Here is a 15929-nt window from a genome sequence, read left to right on the forward strand (position 1 = left end):
GCCGGGGACGTCCATGGCGGGTTCCGGTTGGCCAAATGGCGCAGAGGGGCGGGTTTCACGGGGGCGATTCCCTGCCTATCCTGAAGAGACCCCCCGGGTCGCCCCGGCGACTGCACGATGAGGAGGACTCCGTGCCGCTCTCGGAGCACGAGCAGCGCATGCTCGAGCAGATGGAGCGAGCGCTGTACGCCGAAGATCCCAAGTTCGCGTCGGCGCTTGAGGGAAGCGGGCTGCGTACGTACACCCGGCGGCGGGTCTACCAGGCGGTCGCGGGCTTCCTCGTAGGTATTGCGCTCCTCATGGCCGGTATGGTCGCCAAGCAGGTCTGGCTCAGCGTCGTGGGCTTCCTCGTCATGCTGGGCTGTGCGGTGCTGGCCGTGACCGGCTGGCGCAAGGCCCCCAAGCCGGGCGAACAGGCGGCGGGGGCCGGCGGACAGCAGGCCGCCCGCCGACAGGGCCGGCAACGGCGCTCCATGATGGACCGCATCGAGCAGCGCTGGCAGAAGCGCCGCGACGAACAGGGCGGCCATTAGCCCGGAGCGCAGCTCTCCAGGACATGTGAAGACATGAGTCAGGGGTGACCACCGACTGGGTGGTCACCCCTGACGTATGCCTACCAGGCCCTGATGTACGCGTACCTGGCGCGACTGGCTCCCGAGGCAGGCGCCTCCGTGCCCCGGGGGAGGCGGCGCGGGCGGCCGGAAACAAGCCCGACCGGCCCCAGACCCCCGGCGCCCGTCAGCCCTGCTGTCCCGATGCCTTCCGCCACGTCGGCCGCAGCGCCAGGGCACGTGCCCGCATGCCCGACCACCAGGCCGACGCCGCCCACACCAGGCGCACGGTGGAGCGCGGGACGAGAACCGCACGGAGTCTGGCGCCGCGGCCGACCCCGGCGCTCAGGCCCGCCGCCGCACGGCGGACGTCGTCCGTGAGGCCCGCCGTCGGGCGGGGGTGCGGTGCGTACAGGACCTGCTCCACCGCGTTCGCCACCCGGTGCACCGAGGCCGCGGCCGTCGCGTCGAGAGAGCCCAGCCGGACGATACGGGCGGCCGCCTTGCGCGGTGTCTGTGACTCGTCCGGCGCGATGCCGAAGTCCCACGCCGTGTCGGTCAGCTCCTGCCAGACGGCCAGCGTGTGCGGCATCGCGTCCGCCTCACCGCGGCCGTGCGCCCCCAGCCGTACCGCGCGGGTCCGCAGGCGCCACAGCATCGGTGCCAGCGGGAGCACCAGGACGGCGAGGCCGCCCAGGGTCCAGGCCAGGAGCGCGTACCACTTCGGGCCGTCGTCCCCCGTGGGCAGCACCGCCTGCGGGGACTCGCTCGCGCACCCGCCGCCCAGCTTCTTCTGCTCCGGCGTGCAGCTGTCGCTCGTCGAGGGCGTCGGGGACGGCGCGGCGGACGACGTCCGGGACGGGCGCGCCTCGTCCGGCACCGAGCTGCCGGGGTTGTCCGGCAGGGTGTACGGCGGCATCGAGCCGCGGTTCGGCGTCGGCTCGAAGCGGGTCCAGCCCACGCCCTCGAAGTACAGCTCGGGCCAGGCGTGCGCGTCGCGCAGCCCCACCGACACCGAGCCGTCCGCCTGCGGTGAACCGGGCGCGAAGCCGACCGCGACCCGGGCCGGTATGCCCAGGGAGCGGGCCATCGCCGCCATCGCGAAGGAGAAGTGCACGCAGAAGCCCTGCTTGTCCTTCAGGAAGCGGGCGATGCCCTCCGAGCCGCTGCCGACCTGCACCTGGGTGTCGTACTCGAAGCCGCCGGTCACGGCGAACCAGTCCTGGAGCTTGACCGCCTGGTCGTAGGGATTGGCGGCGCCGGCGGTGACCTGGCGGGCGGTGCGGGCCACCACCGACGGCAGCGAGTCGGGCAGCTTGGTGAAGTCGCGCTCGATCGCCGCCGGCGGAGGCGGCGCCGAGGCCAGCTGCTCCGCCGTCGGCTGCACGTCCAGGCTCTTGACCCGGTACGTCAGCCCTCGTGTGTTCTGGCCGTGGTCTCCGACCAGCGTCATGCCCAGGGGCTCGTAACGCCAGTTGCCCCGGATGCTGACGCCGCTCGGCGGGTACGGCATGGGCAGCCAGTCCTGGGCGTACCAGCCGGCCGCCGTGATCGTGGTGTCGACCTCCGTGCGCTTGACGTCGGGACCGAGGCCGATCGGAGTCGGGAAGGTGCCGTCGGGGACGGCGGTGATGGAGCGCCGGGACGGCTTCCAGGTGGTGCCGTCGAAGTCGTCCAGGGACACGATCCGCAGATAGAGGTCCGAGACGTCGGCCATCTTCGTCTTCACGGAGAGGACCTGCCGGTCCTCGTCCACGTTCAGACTGTCGCGCAGCGACACCAGCGGGTTCACGGCGGAGATCGTGCCGCCGCTGCCCGTGCCGCCGCCCGCGCCCGTGCCCACGGAGTCCAGCAGGCCGCCGTTCATGGCGGGCAGGCCGAGCGGCACCACCAGGGCGATGCCCAGCGCGACCACGCCGATGCGCCGGCCGGTGCGGACCGGGGCGAGCGCGCCGCTCGGTTCCCCTCCGGCCGTGCGCGGTGCCCCGCCGAAGACCCGGCCCCACTGGGAGAGCCGGTCCCGGCCCTCGGCCAGGAGCAGCATCAGATAACCGGCCGCCGCCACCAGGAACCACAGCCAGTCCGTGCCCCCGTCGGACAGCCCCGCGGCCACCGAGTACAGCGCGAGCAGCGGCAGACCGGCCGGGGCGGCGCTGCGGAAGGTCACCGCCAGGGTGTCCACCAGCAGTCCGATGATCAGGACACCGCCGATGAGCATCAGCCGGATGCCGTCGGACTCCAGGGGCGCCGGGATCGCGTACCGCGCGATGTCTTCCCCGCCCTGCTGGAGCAGGAGCGTGAAGCGGTCGATGGCCTGCGGCCCGGGGATCAGCCCGGCCAGGGCCTGCTCACGGGCGAACACGAACGTCAGCAGCGCGACCGTGACCACGGCCTGCGCCGCGACCGTCAGCGGGCGCGCCAGCGGTACCCGGCGGGCCGCGGCGCCCACACCGGCCTGCACGGCGAGCAGGAAGGCCGCCTGGACGATCCACGTCGCCGGTTTGACGAGGGGCAGCAGGGCGCACGCGGCCATCAGTGTGGCCGCCCACGCGCCCAGCGTCAGCCGTACCCGCCCGCTCATCACGGTCCCTCCCCGCCGCTCGCGGCGACCACGCCCCTGCGCACCCGGTCGGCCTGCCGCCACAGCTCGTCCACGGAGGCACCCCGCGGCACACCGAGGGCCGTCCAGCCCGCCTCGCGCAACATGCGCAGCCGCTCCCCGCTCCGGTCCAACGGCCCGGGCACATCGCTCGGTTCCCGCACCCAGGTGTCGCTGTCCAGCACGAAGGCGACCGCGCCCGGGCTGCGCTGCCGCATCCGGCCCAGCACGGCCGCCTGCTCCTCGTCCAGGTCGCCGAGGAAGGCCACCAGCAGCCCCTCGTTCCCGCCGCGCAGCACGTCGTAGGCCCGGGACAGCCCCGCGCCGTCGGAGTGGTCGATCACCGCGAGGGTGTCCATCATCAGCCCGGCCGCGTCCGCCGACTCCTGGCTCGCGCCCGCGAAGCCGTCTCCGCCCTCGCCGGGCACCGCGTTGCCGGTGTCCGTCAACAGCCGTACCGAGTAGCCCCGTTCGAGCATGTGCACCAGCACGGACGCGGCGCCCGACACGGCCCACTCGAAGGCCGAGTCGGGGCCCGCGCCCTGGTAGGCGATGCCCCGGGTGTCGAGCAGCACCGTGCAGCGGGCGCGCTGCGGCTGCTCCTCGCGGCGCACCATCAGCTCGCCGTAGCGGGCGGTGGAGCGCCAGTGCACCCGGCGCAGGTCGTCGCCGTAGCGGTACCCGCGCGGGATCACGTCGTCCTCGCCGGCCAGCGCGAGCGAACGCAGCCGCCCGTCGCCGTACCCCTTCGCCTCGCCGCTGAGGCGCACCGGCGCCAGCGCCTCCACGTGCGGGATCACCGTCAGGGTGTCGTACGTCGAGAAGGACCGGGTCAGCTCGCACATGCCGAACGGGTCGGTCAGGCGCAGTTGGAGCGGGCCCAGCGGGTAGCGGCCGCGCAGGTCGGAGCGCACCCGGTAGGACACCTCGCGCCGGCCGCCCGCCTCCACCCGGTCGAGCACGAAACGGGGCCGGGGACCGAGCACGTACGGCACCCGGTCCTGGAGCATCAGCAGGCCCGTGGGCAGCCGCGAGACGTTGTCCATCCGCAGGTGGACCCGGGCCTCGCTGCCGGCCGGCACGCGCGCGGGGGAGAGGCGGCGGCTGCCCGCGACCCGGTAGCGCGTGCGGTACAGCACCGTCGCGCAGACCAGCGGCAGCACCGCCAGCAGCAGGCCCACGCGCAGCAGGTCGCTCTGCCCGAGCACGTACGAACAGACGGCGGCCGCGACGCCGGCGGCCAGGAAGGAGCGTCCGCGGGTGGTCAGACCGGCCAGGGCGGTGCGGATGCCGCCCTTCTCGCCCCGGTCGGCCTCCGCCTGCCCCGCCCCCGCGGTGGTCATCACAGCCTCCGCGGCGGCTGCTGGGGATACGCCGGCACGCCCCGGCCGAGGCCGCCGAAGCCGCTCTGCTGCGGTGGCGCGGCCGGCACCGGAGTGCGCTGGAGGATCTCCTCGACGACCTGCTCGGCCGTGCGGCGGTTGAGCTGGGCCTGGGCGGTGGGCAGCAGACGGTGGGCCAGGACGGCGACGGCGAGTGCCTGCACGTCGTCCGGCAGCGCGTACTCCCGGCCGCTCAGGGCCGCGGACGCCTTCGCCGCGCGCAGCAGGTGCAGCGTCGCGCGCGGGGAGGCGCCGAGTCTCAGGTCGGGGTGCGTGCGCGTGGCGCCGACCAGGTCCACCGCGTAGCGCCGGACCGGCTCGGCGACGTGGACGCCGCGCACCGCCTCGATCAGCTTGAGGATCTCGTGCGCGTGGGCCACCGGCTGGAGGTCCTCCAGCGGCGAGACGCCGCCGTGCACGTCCAGCATATGAAGCTCGGCCTCGGCACTCGGGTAGCCGACGGAGACCCGGGCCATGAAACGGTCGCGCTGGGCCTCCGGGAGCGGGTAGGTGCCCTCCATCTCGACCGGGTTCTGCGTCGCCACCACCATGAAGGGGCTGGGCAGCTCGTAGGTCTTGCCGTCGATGGTGACCTGGCGCTCCTCCATGGATTCCAGGAGCGCGGACTGCGTCTTGGGCGAGGCGCGGTTGATCTCGTCGCCGATCACCACCTGCGCGAAGATCGCGCCCGGCTTGAACTCGAAGTCGCGGCGCTGCTGGTCCCATATGGACACACCGGTGATGTCCGAGGGCAGCAGGTCGGGCGTGAACTGGATGCGCCGCACCGAGCAGTCGATGGACCGCGCCAGTGCCTTCGCGAGCATCGTCTTGCCGACGCCCGGGACGTCCTCGATCAGCAGATGTCCCTCGGCGAGCAGTACGGTCAGCGAGAGCCGTACGACCTCGGGCTTGCCCTCGATCACGCCTTCCACCGACTCCCGCACGCGTTCCACCACGGCGGTCAGATCAGTGAGGCTCGCTCGATCGTCATAGGTCGTCACCCGGCCCTCCTCGGCCTTTCCCTTGCTCCCAGGGAGCACGGGATACCCCATTTTCCCGGGTCGACGCCGCATGACGCGGGCCGGCCCACCCCGAACCACGGACACCACGCGTGAAAAGTTCCGCGCGACGCCACTCCCGCATTCTTGCTGCCGTTACCGATTCGTGTCACTCGACTGTGGATAACTGGCCGCGATATGTCGGCCTTGCGACCATTCGAACGCGTGACTGACAGGCTTTCGACAGCTACAGCAGGTTGTGTCCGGGGCGGGCGAGCAGGTCAGGCGGCCGGGTCGACCTCCCGCAGCAGGCCGGTCTTCACGTCGAAGACGAAACCCCGCACGTCGTCCGTGTGCGGCAGGAACGGCGAGGTGCGCACGCGCTGCATCGACTGCCGTACGTCCTGGTCGACGTCCCGGAAGGACTCCACCGCCCACGCCGGGCGCTGGCCGACCTCGGCCTCCAGCTCGTTGCGGAAGTCCTCGGTGAGGCTCTCCAGACCGCAGCCCGTGTGGTGGATGAGGACGATGCTGCGCGTCCCCAGCTTGCGCTGACTGATGGTGAGGGAGCGGATCACGTCGTCGGTGACGACGCCGCCCGCGTTGCGGATCGTGTGGCAGTCGCCGAGTTCGAGGCCCAGTGCCGCGTGCAGGTCGAGGCGGGCGTCCATGCAGGCCACGACGGCGACGTGCAGCACGGGCCGGGCGTCCATCCCCGGGTCGGTGAATTCGGCGGCGTACCGGGCGTTGGCGTCGACGAGGCGGTCGGTGACCGTGCCGCCGCCGGCCGGGGCGTTCTCCGAGGCTGTGGGAACCGATGCAGAAGTCGTCATATCCATGACGTTACTGGTCACACCCCGTCCGGGCCTCTTGTGGGAGTGGACAAAGAACGCCAGCGGGCCTGTGATGTGAGGTAACCCACAAGGGTGGTGTGCCGGCGGTCGCGACGCGCAGGCCGGTTGATTGACCGGGAGACAGGGTGGACTAAAGTGACGCGAAGCGGGAGGCGAGACCCTCCCCGCTGGACTGTTTTCCCCGGAGACCCCGGCGACGGCCGGAGGTCTCCCCACGTGCGCGGCGCGTACGTACGGCTCGGCCTCCTCCCGCTCCCGGTCGGCTGACGCTTCCGGCGCCGGCAGGCCTCCCCTTCGAGCGGGCGGGGACCCGGCGGTGCGTAGGGCCGCGCCGGATCTGAGAGGGCCCTTTGAGCCAGAGTCGACACGTCCCGGTGATGCTCCAGCGGTGCCTGGATCTGCTGGCACCCGCCCTGGAGGGCCCGGAGGCCGTGGTCGTCGACTGCACCCTCGGCCTCGGCGGCCACAGCGAGGCGCTCCTGGAGAGGTTCCCCGGTGTCCGCCTCGTCGCCCTCGACCGCGACAAGGAGGCCCTGCGCCTGTCCGGCGAGCGCCTCGCGCCCTACGGGGAGCGCGCCACCCTCGTCCACGCCGTGTACGACGAGCTCCCCGAGGTGCTGCGCAAGCTCGGCATCGCGCGCGTGCAGGGCGTGTTGTTCGACCTCGGCGTCTCCTCCATGCAACTCGACGAGGCCGACCGCGGTTTCGCCTACGCCCAGGACGCCCCGCTCGACATGCGCATGGACCAGACGTCCGGGGTCAGCGCCGCCGAGGTCCTCAACACGTACGCACCGGGCGAGCTGGTGCGCATCCTCCGGGCGTACGGGGAGGAGAAGCAGGCCAAGCGGATCGTGTCCGCGATCGTGCGCGAGCGCGAGAAGGAGCCGTTCAGCAGCAGCGCGCGGCTGGTCGAGCTGATCCGGGACGCGCTGCCGCAGGCCGCCAAGCGCACCGGCGGCAACCCGGCCAAGCGCACCTTCCAGGCCCTGCGCATCGAGGTCAACGGCGAACTCGCCGTCCTGGAGCGGGCGATCCCGGCCGCCGTGAAGGCGCTGGACGTGGGCGGGCGCATCGCCGTGCTGTCGTACCACTCGCTGGAGGACCGGCTGGTCAAGCAGGTGTTCGCGGCGGGTGCCGCCACCACGGCGCCGCCCGGGCTGCCCGTCGTGCCCGAGCGTTACCAGCCGCGGCTCAAGCTGCTCACGCGAGGTGCCGAACTCCCCACGGAGGAGGAGATCGCCGAGAACCGGCGGGCGGCACCGGCGCGGCTGCGCGGCGCCCAGCGCATCAGGGAGGACATCGAGTGAGCCACGTGCAGGGCGGGCGGGTGTCCCGGACCCGAGGGAGCGTGAGTGAGCAGTAAACCCGAACTGAAGGGGAGGGCGGCACGTCTCGCGCAGCTCTTCCCGACCGGCCCCGGGCAGGCGGCCCGCACCCCCTTCGTCCTCCTCGTGGTCCTCCTCCTCGGCGGTGGTCTCATCGGCCTCCTCGTGCTGAACTCGGCCCTCAGCGAAGGCGCGTTCAAGCTCGACGACCTCCAGCGCGAGACCAAGAGCCTCACCGACGAGGAACAGGCCCTCCAGCGGGACATCGACGCCTACTCCGCTCCCGAGGCTCTCCAGCGCCGCGCCCGCGAACTCGGCATGGTCCCCGGCGGCGACCCCGCCTTCCTCGCCCCCGACGGCACCGTCAAGGGCGTCCCGAGCCCCGCCCCCGGCGTCCGGCCGACCTCCGCCCACATCCCCCTGGTCCTGGCCCCCGAGGCCATGTCCGACGGCTCCACCTCGATCTCCGGCAGGTGACGGAAGTGACCGACAGGGAACCCCCGCGCCGCCGCGTGCCCGGCCCCGCCAGGCCCGCTCGCCCCGACGCCCGGCGCCGTCCCGGCCCCGGAGCCCGACCGGCCCGCCGCCCGGGCCCGGCCCGTCCGGGGGCCCCCAAGCCCCTCCGGCTGGGCAGCCCCCGACCGCGGCTGCGTCTGGTCGGGCTCGCGCTGACGCTGGTGCTGATCGCCTTCGTCGTGCGGCTGTTCCAGGTCCAGGCCGTCGACGCGAGCACGTACGCCGCCAAGGCGGAACAGAACCGGTACGTCGGGCAGGTGCTGGCCGCCGACCGGGGCGAGATCACCGACCGGTCCGGTGTGGCCCTGGCGACCAGCGAGGACGCCTACGACATCACCGCCGACCCCACGATGTTCGCCCCCGACAAGCTGAAGATCGGGGACGGCCCCGAGCAGGCGGCCGCGCTGCTCGCGCCGATCCTGGGCCAGGAGCAGGAGACCCTGGTCGAGAAGCTGCGGCCGAAGAACAAGGCGCTGCGGTACGTCAAGCTGGCCTCCCGCCAGACCCCGCAGGTCTGGAAGCAGATCAAGGACCTCAAGTCCGCGCTCGCCAAGAAGGAGGAGACCGACAAGTCCACGCACAACGTCCTCGCGGGTGTCTTCTCCGTCGCCACCAGCAAGCGCGTGTACCCGGGCGGCGACCTCGCCGCCGGGATACTGGGCTGGGTCAACGGCGAGGGCAAGCCCGGCGGTGGCATCGAGCTCCAGCTGAACAAGCGGCTGGCCGGCAAGGACGGCAAGATCCGCTACGCCCAGTCCGGCGGCCGGCTCGTCCCCACCGCGGGTTCCACCGAGACACCCGCCGTGCCCGGCAGCGACGTCGAGCTCACCATCGACCGCGACATCCAGTGGGCCGCCCAGAAGGCCATCAGCGACCAGGTGACGGAGTCCGCGGCCGACCGCGGCTACGTCATCGTCCAGGACACCCGCACCGGCCAGGTCCTGGCCATGGCCAACTCACCCGGCTTCGACCCCAACGACCTGTCCGACGCCGACCCCGCCGCGCTCGGCAACGCGGCACTCCAGGACGCCTTCGAGCCCGGCTCCACCGCCAAGGTCATGTCGATGGCGGCCGTCCTCCAGGAGGGCGCGGCGACCCCCATGACCCACGTCGTCGTGCCCAACCGGCTGCACCGCGGCGACCGGCTCTTCAAGGACGACGTGAACCACCCGACCTGGTACTTGACGCTCAACGGCGTCCTCGCCAAGTCCAGCAACATCGGCACCATCCTCGCCACCGGGCAGCTCGGCAAGACCCAGGCCCAGGCCAACAGGGTCCTCTACGACTACCTGCGCAAGTTCGGCCTCGGCCGCTACACCGGCCTCGGCTTCCCCGGCGAGACCCCGGGCATCCTCGCCCCGCCCGACAAGTGGTCGACCTCGCAGCAGTACACGATCCCTTTCGGCCAGGGCGTCTCCATCAACGCCATGCAGGCGGCGTCGGTGTACTCGACCATCGCCAACGGCGGCGTCCGCGTCGAACCCACGCTCGTGCGCGGCACCAGGGGCCCCGACGGCCGCTTCACTCCGGCCCCCAAGCCCGAGAAGACCCGGGTCGTCAGCGCCAAGACGGCGAAGACCCTCGCCCAGATGCTGGAGTCGGTCGTGGACGACGAGGAGGGCACGGGCACCAAGGCGCGCATCCCCGGCTACCGCGTGGCGGGCAAGACGGGCACGGCCAACCGCGTGGATCCGGCCACCGGCAAGTACCACGGCTACACCTCCTCCTTCGCCGGGTTCGCCCCCGCCGACAAGCCCCGCATCACCGTCTACTGCGCCATCCAGAACGCCACCAAGGGCAACTACTTCGGCGGCCAGATCTGCGGCCCCGTCTACAAGCAGGTCATGGAGTTCGCACTGAAGTCCCTCCAGGTCCCGCCGACCGGGGCCAAGCCCGCGAGGCTGCCCGTCACGTTCAAGAACTGAACCGGCCCCGAGAACTGGACCCGCCCCGAGAACCGAACCGACCCCGAACCGTCAAGCCCTGATCAGCACCGAGCACCACCGAGCCACCAGGACCGCCCCCGTGACAACGATCACCCCCGATCCCGGGAACCAGAGCTCCCCCCGCCCCTCACTTCGCCCGGAGGCGGGTACGCCCGGTACGCTCACCGCCGTGCCACACGCTGATCAGTCCCAAACCACCCAGAAGGGCCATCCCGTGACATACCCCGGGCCGCCCAGGCCGGCGCAGGTCTCCGCCACACCCCTCGCGGAACTCGCCGGTCAACTGGGTGCCCCCGCGCCGGAGGGCGCCGCCGACGTCACGGGCATCACCCACGACTCACGCGCAGTGCGCCCCGGCGACCTGTACGCCGCCCTCCCGGGCGCCCGTCTGCACGGCGCCGACTTCGTCGAACAGGCCGCGAGCCTGGGCGCGGCCGCCGTGCTGACCGACCCCACCGGCGCCGAGCGCGCCGTCGCCTCCGGGCTGCCGGTCCTCGTCGTCGACGACCCTCGCGGGCGGATGGGCGAGCTGGCCGCCACGATCTACGGCCACCCCGGCCGGGACCTGCTCCAGATCGGCATCACCGGCACCTCCGGCAAGACCACCACCGCCTACCTCGTCGAGGGCGGCCTGAGGACCGTGAAGTCGACCGGCCTGATCGGCACGGTCGAGATGCGCATCGGCGACGAGCGCATCAAGTCCGAGCGCACCACGCCCGAAGCCACCGACCTCCAGGCCCTGTTCGCCGTCATGCGCGAGCGCGGCGTCGAGGCGGTCGCCATGGAGGTCTCCAGCCACGCCCTGGTCCTCGGCCGCGTCGACGGCTGCGTCTTCGACATCGGCGTCTTCACCAACCTCAGCCCGGAACACATGGAGTTCCACTCCGACATGGAGGACTACTTCCGGGCCAAGGCGCGGCTGTTCACGCCGGAACGCGGCAAACTCGGCGTGGTCAACGTCGACGACGAGTACGGCCGCAGGCTGGCGAACGAGGCCACCGTCCCGGTCGTCACCTACTCCGCCGAGGGCCACCCCGACGCCGACTGGCGCGCCGAGGACGTCGAGGTCGGCAGGCTGGACTCGACGTTCACCGTCGTCGGGCCCAAGGGCGAGCGGATCAGCGCCAAGTCGCCGCTGCCGGGCCCCTTCAACGTGGCCAACACCCTCGCCGCGATCGTCGCCCTCGCCGTGGCCGGCCTCGACCCGCAGGCCGCCGCCGACGGTGTCGCCGCCGTACCGGGCGTGCCGGGCCGCCTGGAGCGCGTGGACGCCGGACAGCCGTACCTCGCGGTCGTCGACTACGCCCACAAGACCGACGCCGTCGAGTCCGTCCTGCGCGCCCTGCGCAAGGTCACCGAGGGCCGGCTGCACATCGTCCTCGGCTGTGGCGGCGACCGCGACATCACCAAGCGCGCCCCCATGGGCGCCGCCGCTGCCCGGCTCGCCGACACCGCCGTACTGACCTCCGACAACCCCCGCTCCGAGGACCCCCTCGCGATCCTCGCCACGATGCTCCAGGGCGCGGCCTCCGTGCCGGCGCACGAGCGCGGCGAGGTGCAGGTCTTCGAGGACCGGGCCGCCGCGATCGCCGCCGCCGTCGCCCGCGCCGAGCCGGGCGACACCGTCCTGGTCGCGGGCAAGGGCCACGAGCAGGGCCAGGACATCGCCGGGGTGGTCCGTCCCTTCGACGACCGCCAGGTGCTTCGCGAAGCCATTCAGAAGACCCAGGGATGAATTCCCGCATGATCCAGGGGATGAACTTGTGATCGCCCTCTCCCTCGCCGAGATCGCAGAAGTCGTCGGCGGGCAGACGTACGACATACCGGATCCGACCGTCCAGGTCACCGGCCCGGTCGTCCGGGACTCCCGCGAGGCGGGGCCGGGCAGCCTGTTCGTGGCCTTCGCCGGGGAGCGCGTGGACGGCCACGACTTCGCGGCGGCGGTCGTGGAGGCGGGGGCGGTGGCCGTGCTCGGTACCCGGCCCGTCGGCGTGCCCGCGATCGTCGTGGACGACGTCCAGACCGCCCTCGGCGCCCTCGCGCGGTACGTCGTACGACGCCTCGGCGCCACGCTCGTCGCCCTCACCGGCTCGGCGGGCAAGACCAGCACCAAGGACCTCATCGCACAGGTGCTCCAGCGCAAGGCGCCGACGGTGTTCACGCCCGGCTCGCTCAACAACGAGATCGGGCTGCCGCTGACCGCGCTCAGCGCCACCGAGGAGACCCGGTTCCTCGTCCTGGAGATGGGCGCCCGCGGTATCGGGCACATCTCCTACCTCACGGGTCTGACGCCCCCGAAGATCGGCCTCGTCCTGAACGTCGGCAGCGCCCACATCGGCGAGTTCGGCGGCCGCGAGCAGATCGCCCAGGCCAAGGGCGAGCTCGTCGAGTCCCTGCCGTCCGAAGCCGACGGCGGGACGGCCGTCCTCAACGCGGACGACCCCTACGTACGGGCCATGGCCTCCCGAACGAAGGCGAAGGTGATCTTTTTCGGAGAGTCCGACGAAGCGGACGTTCGCGCCGAGAACGTACGACTCACGGACACCGGACAGCCCGCGTTCAGGCTTCACACACCCTCCGGTGCAAGCGATGTGACCATGCGCCTGTACGGTGAGCACCACGTGTCGAACGCGCTCGCCGCGGCCGCCGTCGCCCACGAGTTGGGCATGTCCGCAGACGAGATCGCCCTCGCGCTCTCCGAGGCGGGCTCCCTCTCCCGCTGGCGGATGGAGGTCACCGAGCGCCCGGACGGCGTGACGGTCGTCAACGACGCCTACAACGCGAACCCCGAGTCCATGAAGGCGGCGCTGCGCGCGCTCGCGGCCATCGGCAAGGGGCGTCGTACGTGGGCGGTGCTCGGCAAGATGGCCGAGCTCGGGGACGAGGCTCTCGCCGAGCACGACGCGGTCGGACGGCTCGCCGTCCGGCTCAACGTCAGCAAGCTCGTCGCGGTCGGTGGCAGGGAAGCCGCCTGGCTGCAACTGGGCGCATATAACGAGGGTTCGTGGGGTGAGGAGTCGGTGCACGTGTCCGACGCACAGGCGGCGGTCGACCTGTTGCGCAGCGAGTTGCGCCCGGGGGACGTCGTGCTCGTGAAGGCGTCCCGTTCGGTCGGCCTCGAGAGCGTTGCCCAGGCGCTGCTCGAGACCGGTGCCGAGGGTGAGGTTTCCGCCCGATGATGAAGCAGATCCTGTTCGCAGGAGTCATTGGCCTCTTCCTGACGCTGGTCGGCACCCCGCTGCTGATCAAGCTCCTCGCGCGCAAGGGCTACGGCCAGTACATCCGCGACGACGGCCCGCGCGAGCACGCCAGCAAGCGCGGTACGCCGACCATGGGCGGTATCGCCTTCATCCTGGCGACGGTCGCCGCGTACTTCCTGGCCAAGGTGATCACGGGCTATCTCGACCCGGACGTCGACGCGGCGCCGACCTTCTCGGGTCTGCTGGTGCTCGGCCTGATGGTGGGCATGGGCCTGGTCGGCTTCCTCGACGACTACATCAAGATCGTCAAGCGGCGCTCGCTGGGTCTGCGGGCCAAGGCGAAGATGGCCGGCCAGCTGATCGTCGGCATCGGCTTCGCGGTGCTCTCGCTCCAGTTCGCGGACAACCGCGGCAACACCCCGGCGTCCACGAAGCTGTCGTTCATCACCGACTTCGGCTGGACGATCGGACCCGTGCTGTTCGTGGTCTGGGCGCTGTTCATGATCCTCGCGATGTCGAACGGCGTGAACCTGACCGACGGTCTGGACGGTCTGGCCACCGGCGCCTCCGTGCTCGTCTTCGGCGCCTACACCTTCATCGGCGTCTGGCAGTTCCAGGAGTCCTGCGCCAACGCGCAGACGCTGACCAACCCCGGCGCGTGCTACGAGGTGCGCGACCCCCTCGACCTCGCGGTGGTCGCCTCGGCGCTGATGGGCGCCTGCCTCGGCTTCCTGTGGTGGAACACCTCGCCGGCCAAGATCTTCATGGGTGACACCGGTTCGCTCGCGCTCGGCGGTGTGCTCGCCGGCCTCGCGATCTGCTCCCGCACCGAGCTGCTGCTCGCCATCCTCGGCGGCCTCTTCGTCCTGATCACCATGTCCGTGGTGATCCAGGTCGGCTCCTTCCGCCTCACCGGGAAGCGCGTCTTCCGGATGGCGCCACTCCAGCACCACTTCGAACTCAAGGGCTGGTCCGAAGTGCTCGTCGTGGTCCGCTTCTGGATCATTCAGGGCATTTGTGTGATCGTCGGACTGGGCCTCTTCTACGCAGGATGGGCAGCGGACAAGTGACCTCCTCGGTGTCTTCGGAACTCAAGGGCAAGCACGTCACCGTCGCCGGGCTCGGCGTCTCCGGCGTCCCGGCGGCCAAGGTGCTGCACGGCCTCGGCGCGATCGTCACGGCCGTCAACGACGGCGCCGACGAGCGCGCGCGGGCGCAGGCCGCCGAACTGGAGGCGCTCGGCATCACCGTGCGCCTCGGTGACGGCGACACCCTGCCCGAGGGCACCGAGCTGATCGTCACCGCGCCCGGCTGGAAGCCGGACAAGCCGCTGTTCGCGGCGGCGGAGCGGGCGGGCGTCCCCGTCTGGGGCGACGTCGAGCTGGCCTGGCGCCTGCGCGGCCCGGACGCCGCCCCCTGGCTGGCCGTCACGGGCACCAACGGCAAGACCACCACCGTCCAGATGCTCGCCTCGATCCTCAAGGCCGCGGGCCTGCGCACGGCCGCCGTCGGCAACATCGGCGTCTCCCTCCTGGACGCGGTGCTCGGCGAGGAGCAGTACGACGTGCTGGCCGTGGAGCTCTCCAGCTACCAGCTCCACTGGGCGCCGTCGCTGCGCGCCCACTCGGCCGCCGTACTCAACCTCGCCCCCGACCACCTCGACTGGCACGGCTCCATGGAGGCGTACGCCGCCGACAAGGGCCGTATCTACGAGGGCAATCGCGTCGCCTGCGTCTACAACGCCGATGCCACCGACAAGCCGTCCACCGAGGACCTGGTCCGCGAGGCCGACGTCGAGGAGGGCTGCCGGGCCGTCGGCTTCACCCTCGGCACGCCCGCGCCCTCCCAACTGGGCGTCGTGGAGGGCATCCTGGTCGACCGCGCCTTCGTCGAGAACCGGCAGAAGAACGCCCAGGAGCTCGCCGAGGTCGCCGACGTCAACCCGCCGGCCCCGCACAACATCGCCAACGCCCTCGCGGCGGCGGCCCTCGCGCGGGCGTACGGCGTGCCCGCCAAGGCCGTACGGGACGGCCTGCGGGCGTTCACCCCGGACGCCCACCGCATCGCGCACGTGGCCGACGTGGACGGGGTCGCGTACGTCGACGACTCCAAGGCCACCAACACCCACGCCGCGGAAGCCTCGTTGGCGGCCTACGAGAAGATCGTGTGGATCGCGGGCGGGCTCGCGAAGGGCGCCACCTTCGACGAGCTGGTCAGCAAGTCGGCGCCCAGGCTGCGCGGGGCCGTGCTGATCGGCGCGGACCGCGCGCTGATCCGCGAAGCCCTGGCGCGACACGCCCCCGAAGTACCCGTCGTCGACCTCGACCGGACCGACACTGGGGCGATGCGCGCGGCGGTCCAGGAGGCGCGGCGGCTCGCTCAGGCCGGTGACACGGTGCTGCTGGCTCCGGCCTGCGCCTCCATGGACATGTTCGCCAACTACAACAAGCGCGGGGACGCTTTCGCGGACGCCGTTCGCGAGCTCGGCTCCGTCGACGGCTGACCCGGGTCCGCCTCGCCCGGCGGTGGCGCCGGGCGTATCTGGGAGGGACGCGTGA

General features: G+C 72.1%; 12 protein-coding genes. 8 read left to right on the top strand and 4 right to left on the bottom strand.

The features are described from left to right. Nucleotides 1–131: 131 nt before the first annotated feature. Complete coding sequence (locus SCNRRL3882_RS30025) at nt 132–533, top strand: DUF3040 domain-containing protein (protein WP_010039328.1); 402 nt, start codon at nt 132–134, stop codon at nt 531–533. Between the two features lie 205 nt (nt 534–738). Here the strand turns inward: SCNRRL3882_RS30025 and SCNRRL3882_RS30030 are convergent, their stop codons facing one another. From SCNRRL3882_RS30030 to SCNRRL3882_RS30045, 4 genes are all read right to left on the bottom strand, one after another. Further along, the gene (locus SCNRRL3882_RS30030) at nt 739–3132 is read right to left on the bottom strand and encodes a transglutaminase TgpA family protein (protein WP_010039330.1); all 2394 of its coding nucleotides are present in this window, start codon (nt 3130–3132) and stop codon (nt 739–741) included. After that, on the bottom strand, nt 3132–4493 hold the full coding sequence (locus tag SCNRRL3882_RS30035; RefSeq protein ID WP_010039331.1) for a DUF58 domain-containing protein: 1362 nt from the start codon (nt 4491–4493) through the stop codon (nt 3132–3134). Before SCNRRL3882_RS30035 ends, SCNRRL3882_RS30030 begins: the two co-directional genes overlap by 1 nt. After that, nucleotides 4493–5533 carry an AAA family ATPase gene (locus tag SCNRRL3882_RS30040; RefSeq protein ID WP_010039333.1) on the bottom strand — a complete coding sequence of 347 codons (1041 nt, stop codon included), beginning with the start codon at nt 5531–5533 and terminating at the stop codon, nt 4493–4495. Before SCNRRL3882_RS30040 ends, SCNRRL3882_RS30035 begins: the two co-directional genes overlap by 1 nt. A 278-nt stretch (nt 5534–5811) precedes the next feature. Continuing rightward, the gene (locus tag SCNRRL3882_RS30045) at nt 5812–6363 is read right to left on the bottom strand and encodes a beta-class carbonic anhydrase (RefSeq protein WP_010039336.1); all 552 of its coding nucleotides are present in this window, start codon (nt 6361–6363) and stop codon (nt 5812–5814) included. 371 nt (nt 6364–6734) lie between these two features. Between SCNRRL3882_RS30045 and rsmH the strand changes: the two genes are divergently transcribed. From rsmH to murD, 7 genes are all read left to right on the top strand, one after another. Then, nucleotides 6735–7691: a 16S rRNA (cytosine(1402)-N(4))-methyltransferase RsmH gene (rsmH, locus tag SCNRRL3882_RS30050; protein WP_010039338.1), complete on the top strand. Its 957-nt coding sequence runs from the start codon at nt 6735–6737 to the stop codon at nt 7689–7691. A gap of 45 nt (nt 7692–7736) precedes the next feature. Continuing rightward, on the top strand, nt 7737–8186 hold the full coding sequence (locus SCNRRL3882_RS30055) for a septum formation initiator family protein (protein ID WP_010039340.1): 450 nt from the start codon (nt 7737–7739) through the stop codon (nt 8184–8186). Between the two features lie 5 nt (nt 8187–8191). Further along, complete coding sequence (locus tag SCNRRL3882_RS30060; RefSeq protein ID WP_010039342.1) at nt 8192–10150, top strand: penicillin-binding transpeptidase domain-containing protein; 1959 nt, start codon at nt 8192–8194, stop codon at nt 10148–10150. A gap of 235 nt (nt 10151–10385) precedes the next feature. Beyond that, nucleotides 10386–11906, top strand: coding sequence for a UDP-N-acetylmuramoyl-L-alanyl-D-glutamate--2,6-diaminopimelate ligase (locus SCNRRL3882_RS30065; RefSeq protein WP_010039344.1), 1521 nt, complete (start codon nt 10386–10388; stop codon nt 11904–11906). A 28-nt stretch (nt 11907–11934) separates the two neighbouring features. Further along, a complete protein-coding gene (locus SCNRRL3882_RS30070) occupies nt 11935–13350 on the top strand; it encodes a UDP-N-acetylmuramoyl-tripeptide--D-alanyl-D-alanine ligase (RefSeq protein WP_010039346.1) in 1416 nt (471 codons plus the stop codon). Next, nucleotides 13350–14441 (top strand): phospho-N-acetylmuramoyl-pentapeptide-transferase, encoded by a 1092-nt coding sequence (gene mraY / locus SCNRRL3882_RS30075; RefSeq protein WP_010039348.1) that lies wholly within the window; start codon nt 13350–13352, stop codon nt 14439–14441. Before SCNRRL3882_RS30070 ends, mraY begins: the two co-directional genes overlap by 1 nt. Further along, nucleotides 14423–15874, top strand: coding sequence for a UDP-N-acetylmuramoyl-L-alanine--D-glutamate ligase (gene murD, locus SCNRRL3882_RS30080; protein WP_078602817.1), 1452 nt, complete (start codon nt 14423–14425; stop codon nt 15872–15874). Before mraY ends, murD begins: the two co-directional genes overlap by 19 nt. Nucleotides 15875–15929 lie beyond the last annotated feature (55 nt).

The sequence above is a fragment of the Streptomyces chartreusis NRRL 3882 genome (assembly GCF_900236475.1).
Lineage (GTDB): Bacteria > Actinomycetota > Actinomycetes > Streptomycetales > Streptomycetaceae > Streptomyces > Streptomyces chartreusis_D.

Bases quoted from the DNA above. Each gene is read 5' to 3' on its own strand.
- SCNRRL3882_RS30030 (WP_010039330.1), bottom strand. From the start codon at position 3,132: ATGAGCGGGCGGGTACGGCTGACGCTGGGCGCGTGGGCGGCCACACTG.
- SCNRRL3882_RS30035 (WP_010039331.1), bottom strand. From the start codon at position 4,493: ATGACCACCGCGGGGGCGGGGCAGGCGGAGGCCGACCGGGGCGAGAAG.
- SCNRRL3882_RS30045 (WP_010039336.1), bottom strand. From the start codon at position 6,363: ATGACGACTTCTGCATCGGTTCCCACAGCCTCGGAGAACGCCCCGGCC.
- mraY (WP_010039348.1), top strand. From the start codon at position 13,350: ATGAAGCAGATCCTGTTCGCAGGAGTCATTGGCCTCTTCCTGACGCTG.
- murD (WP_078602817.1), top strand. From the start codon at position 14,423: ATGGGCAGCGGACAAGTGACCTCCTCGGTGTCTTCGGAACTCAAGGGC.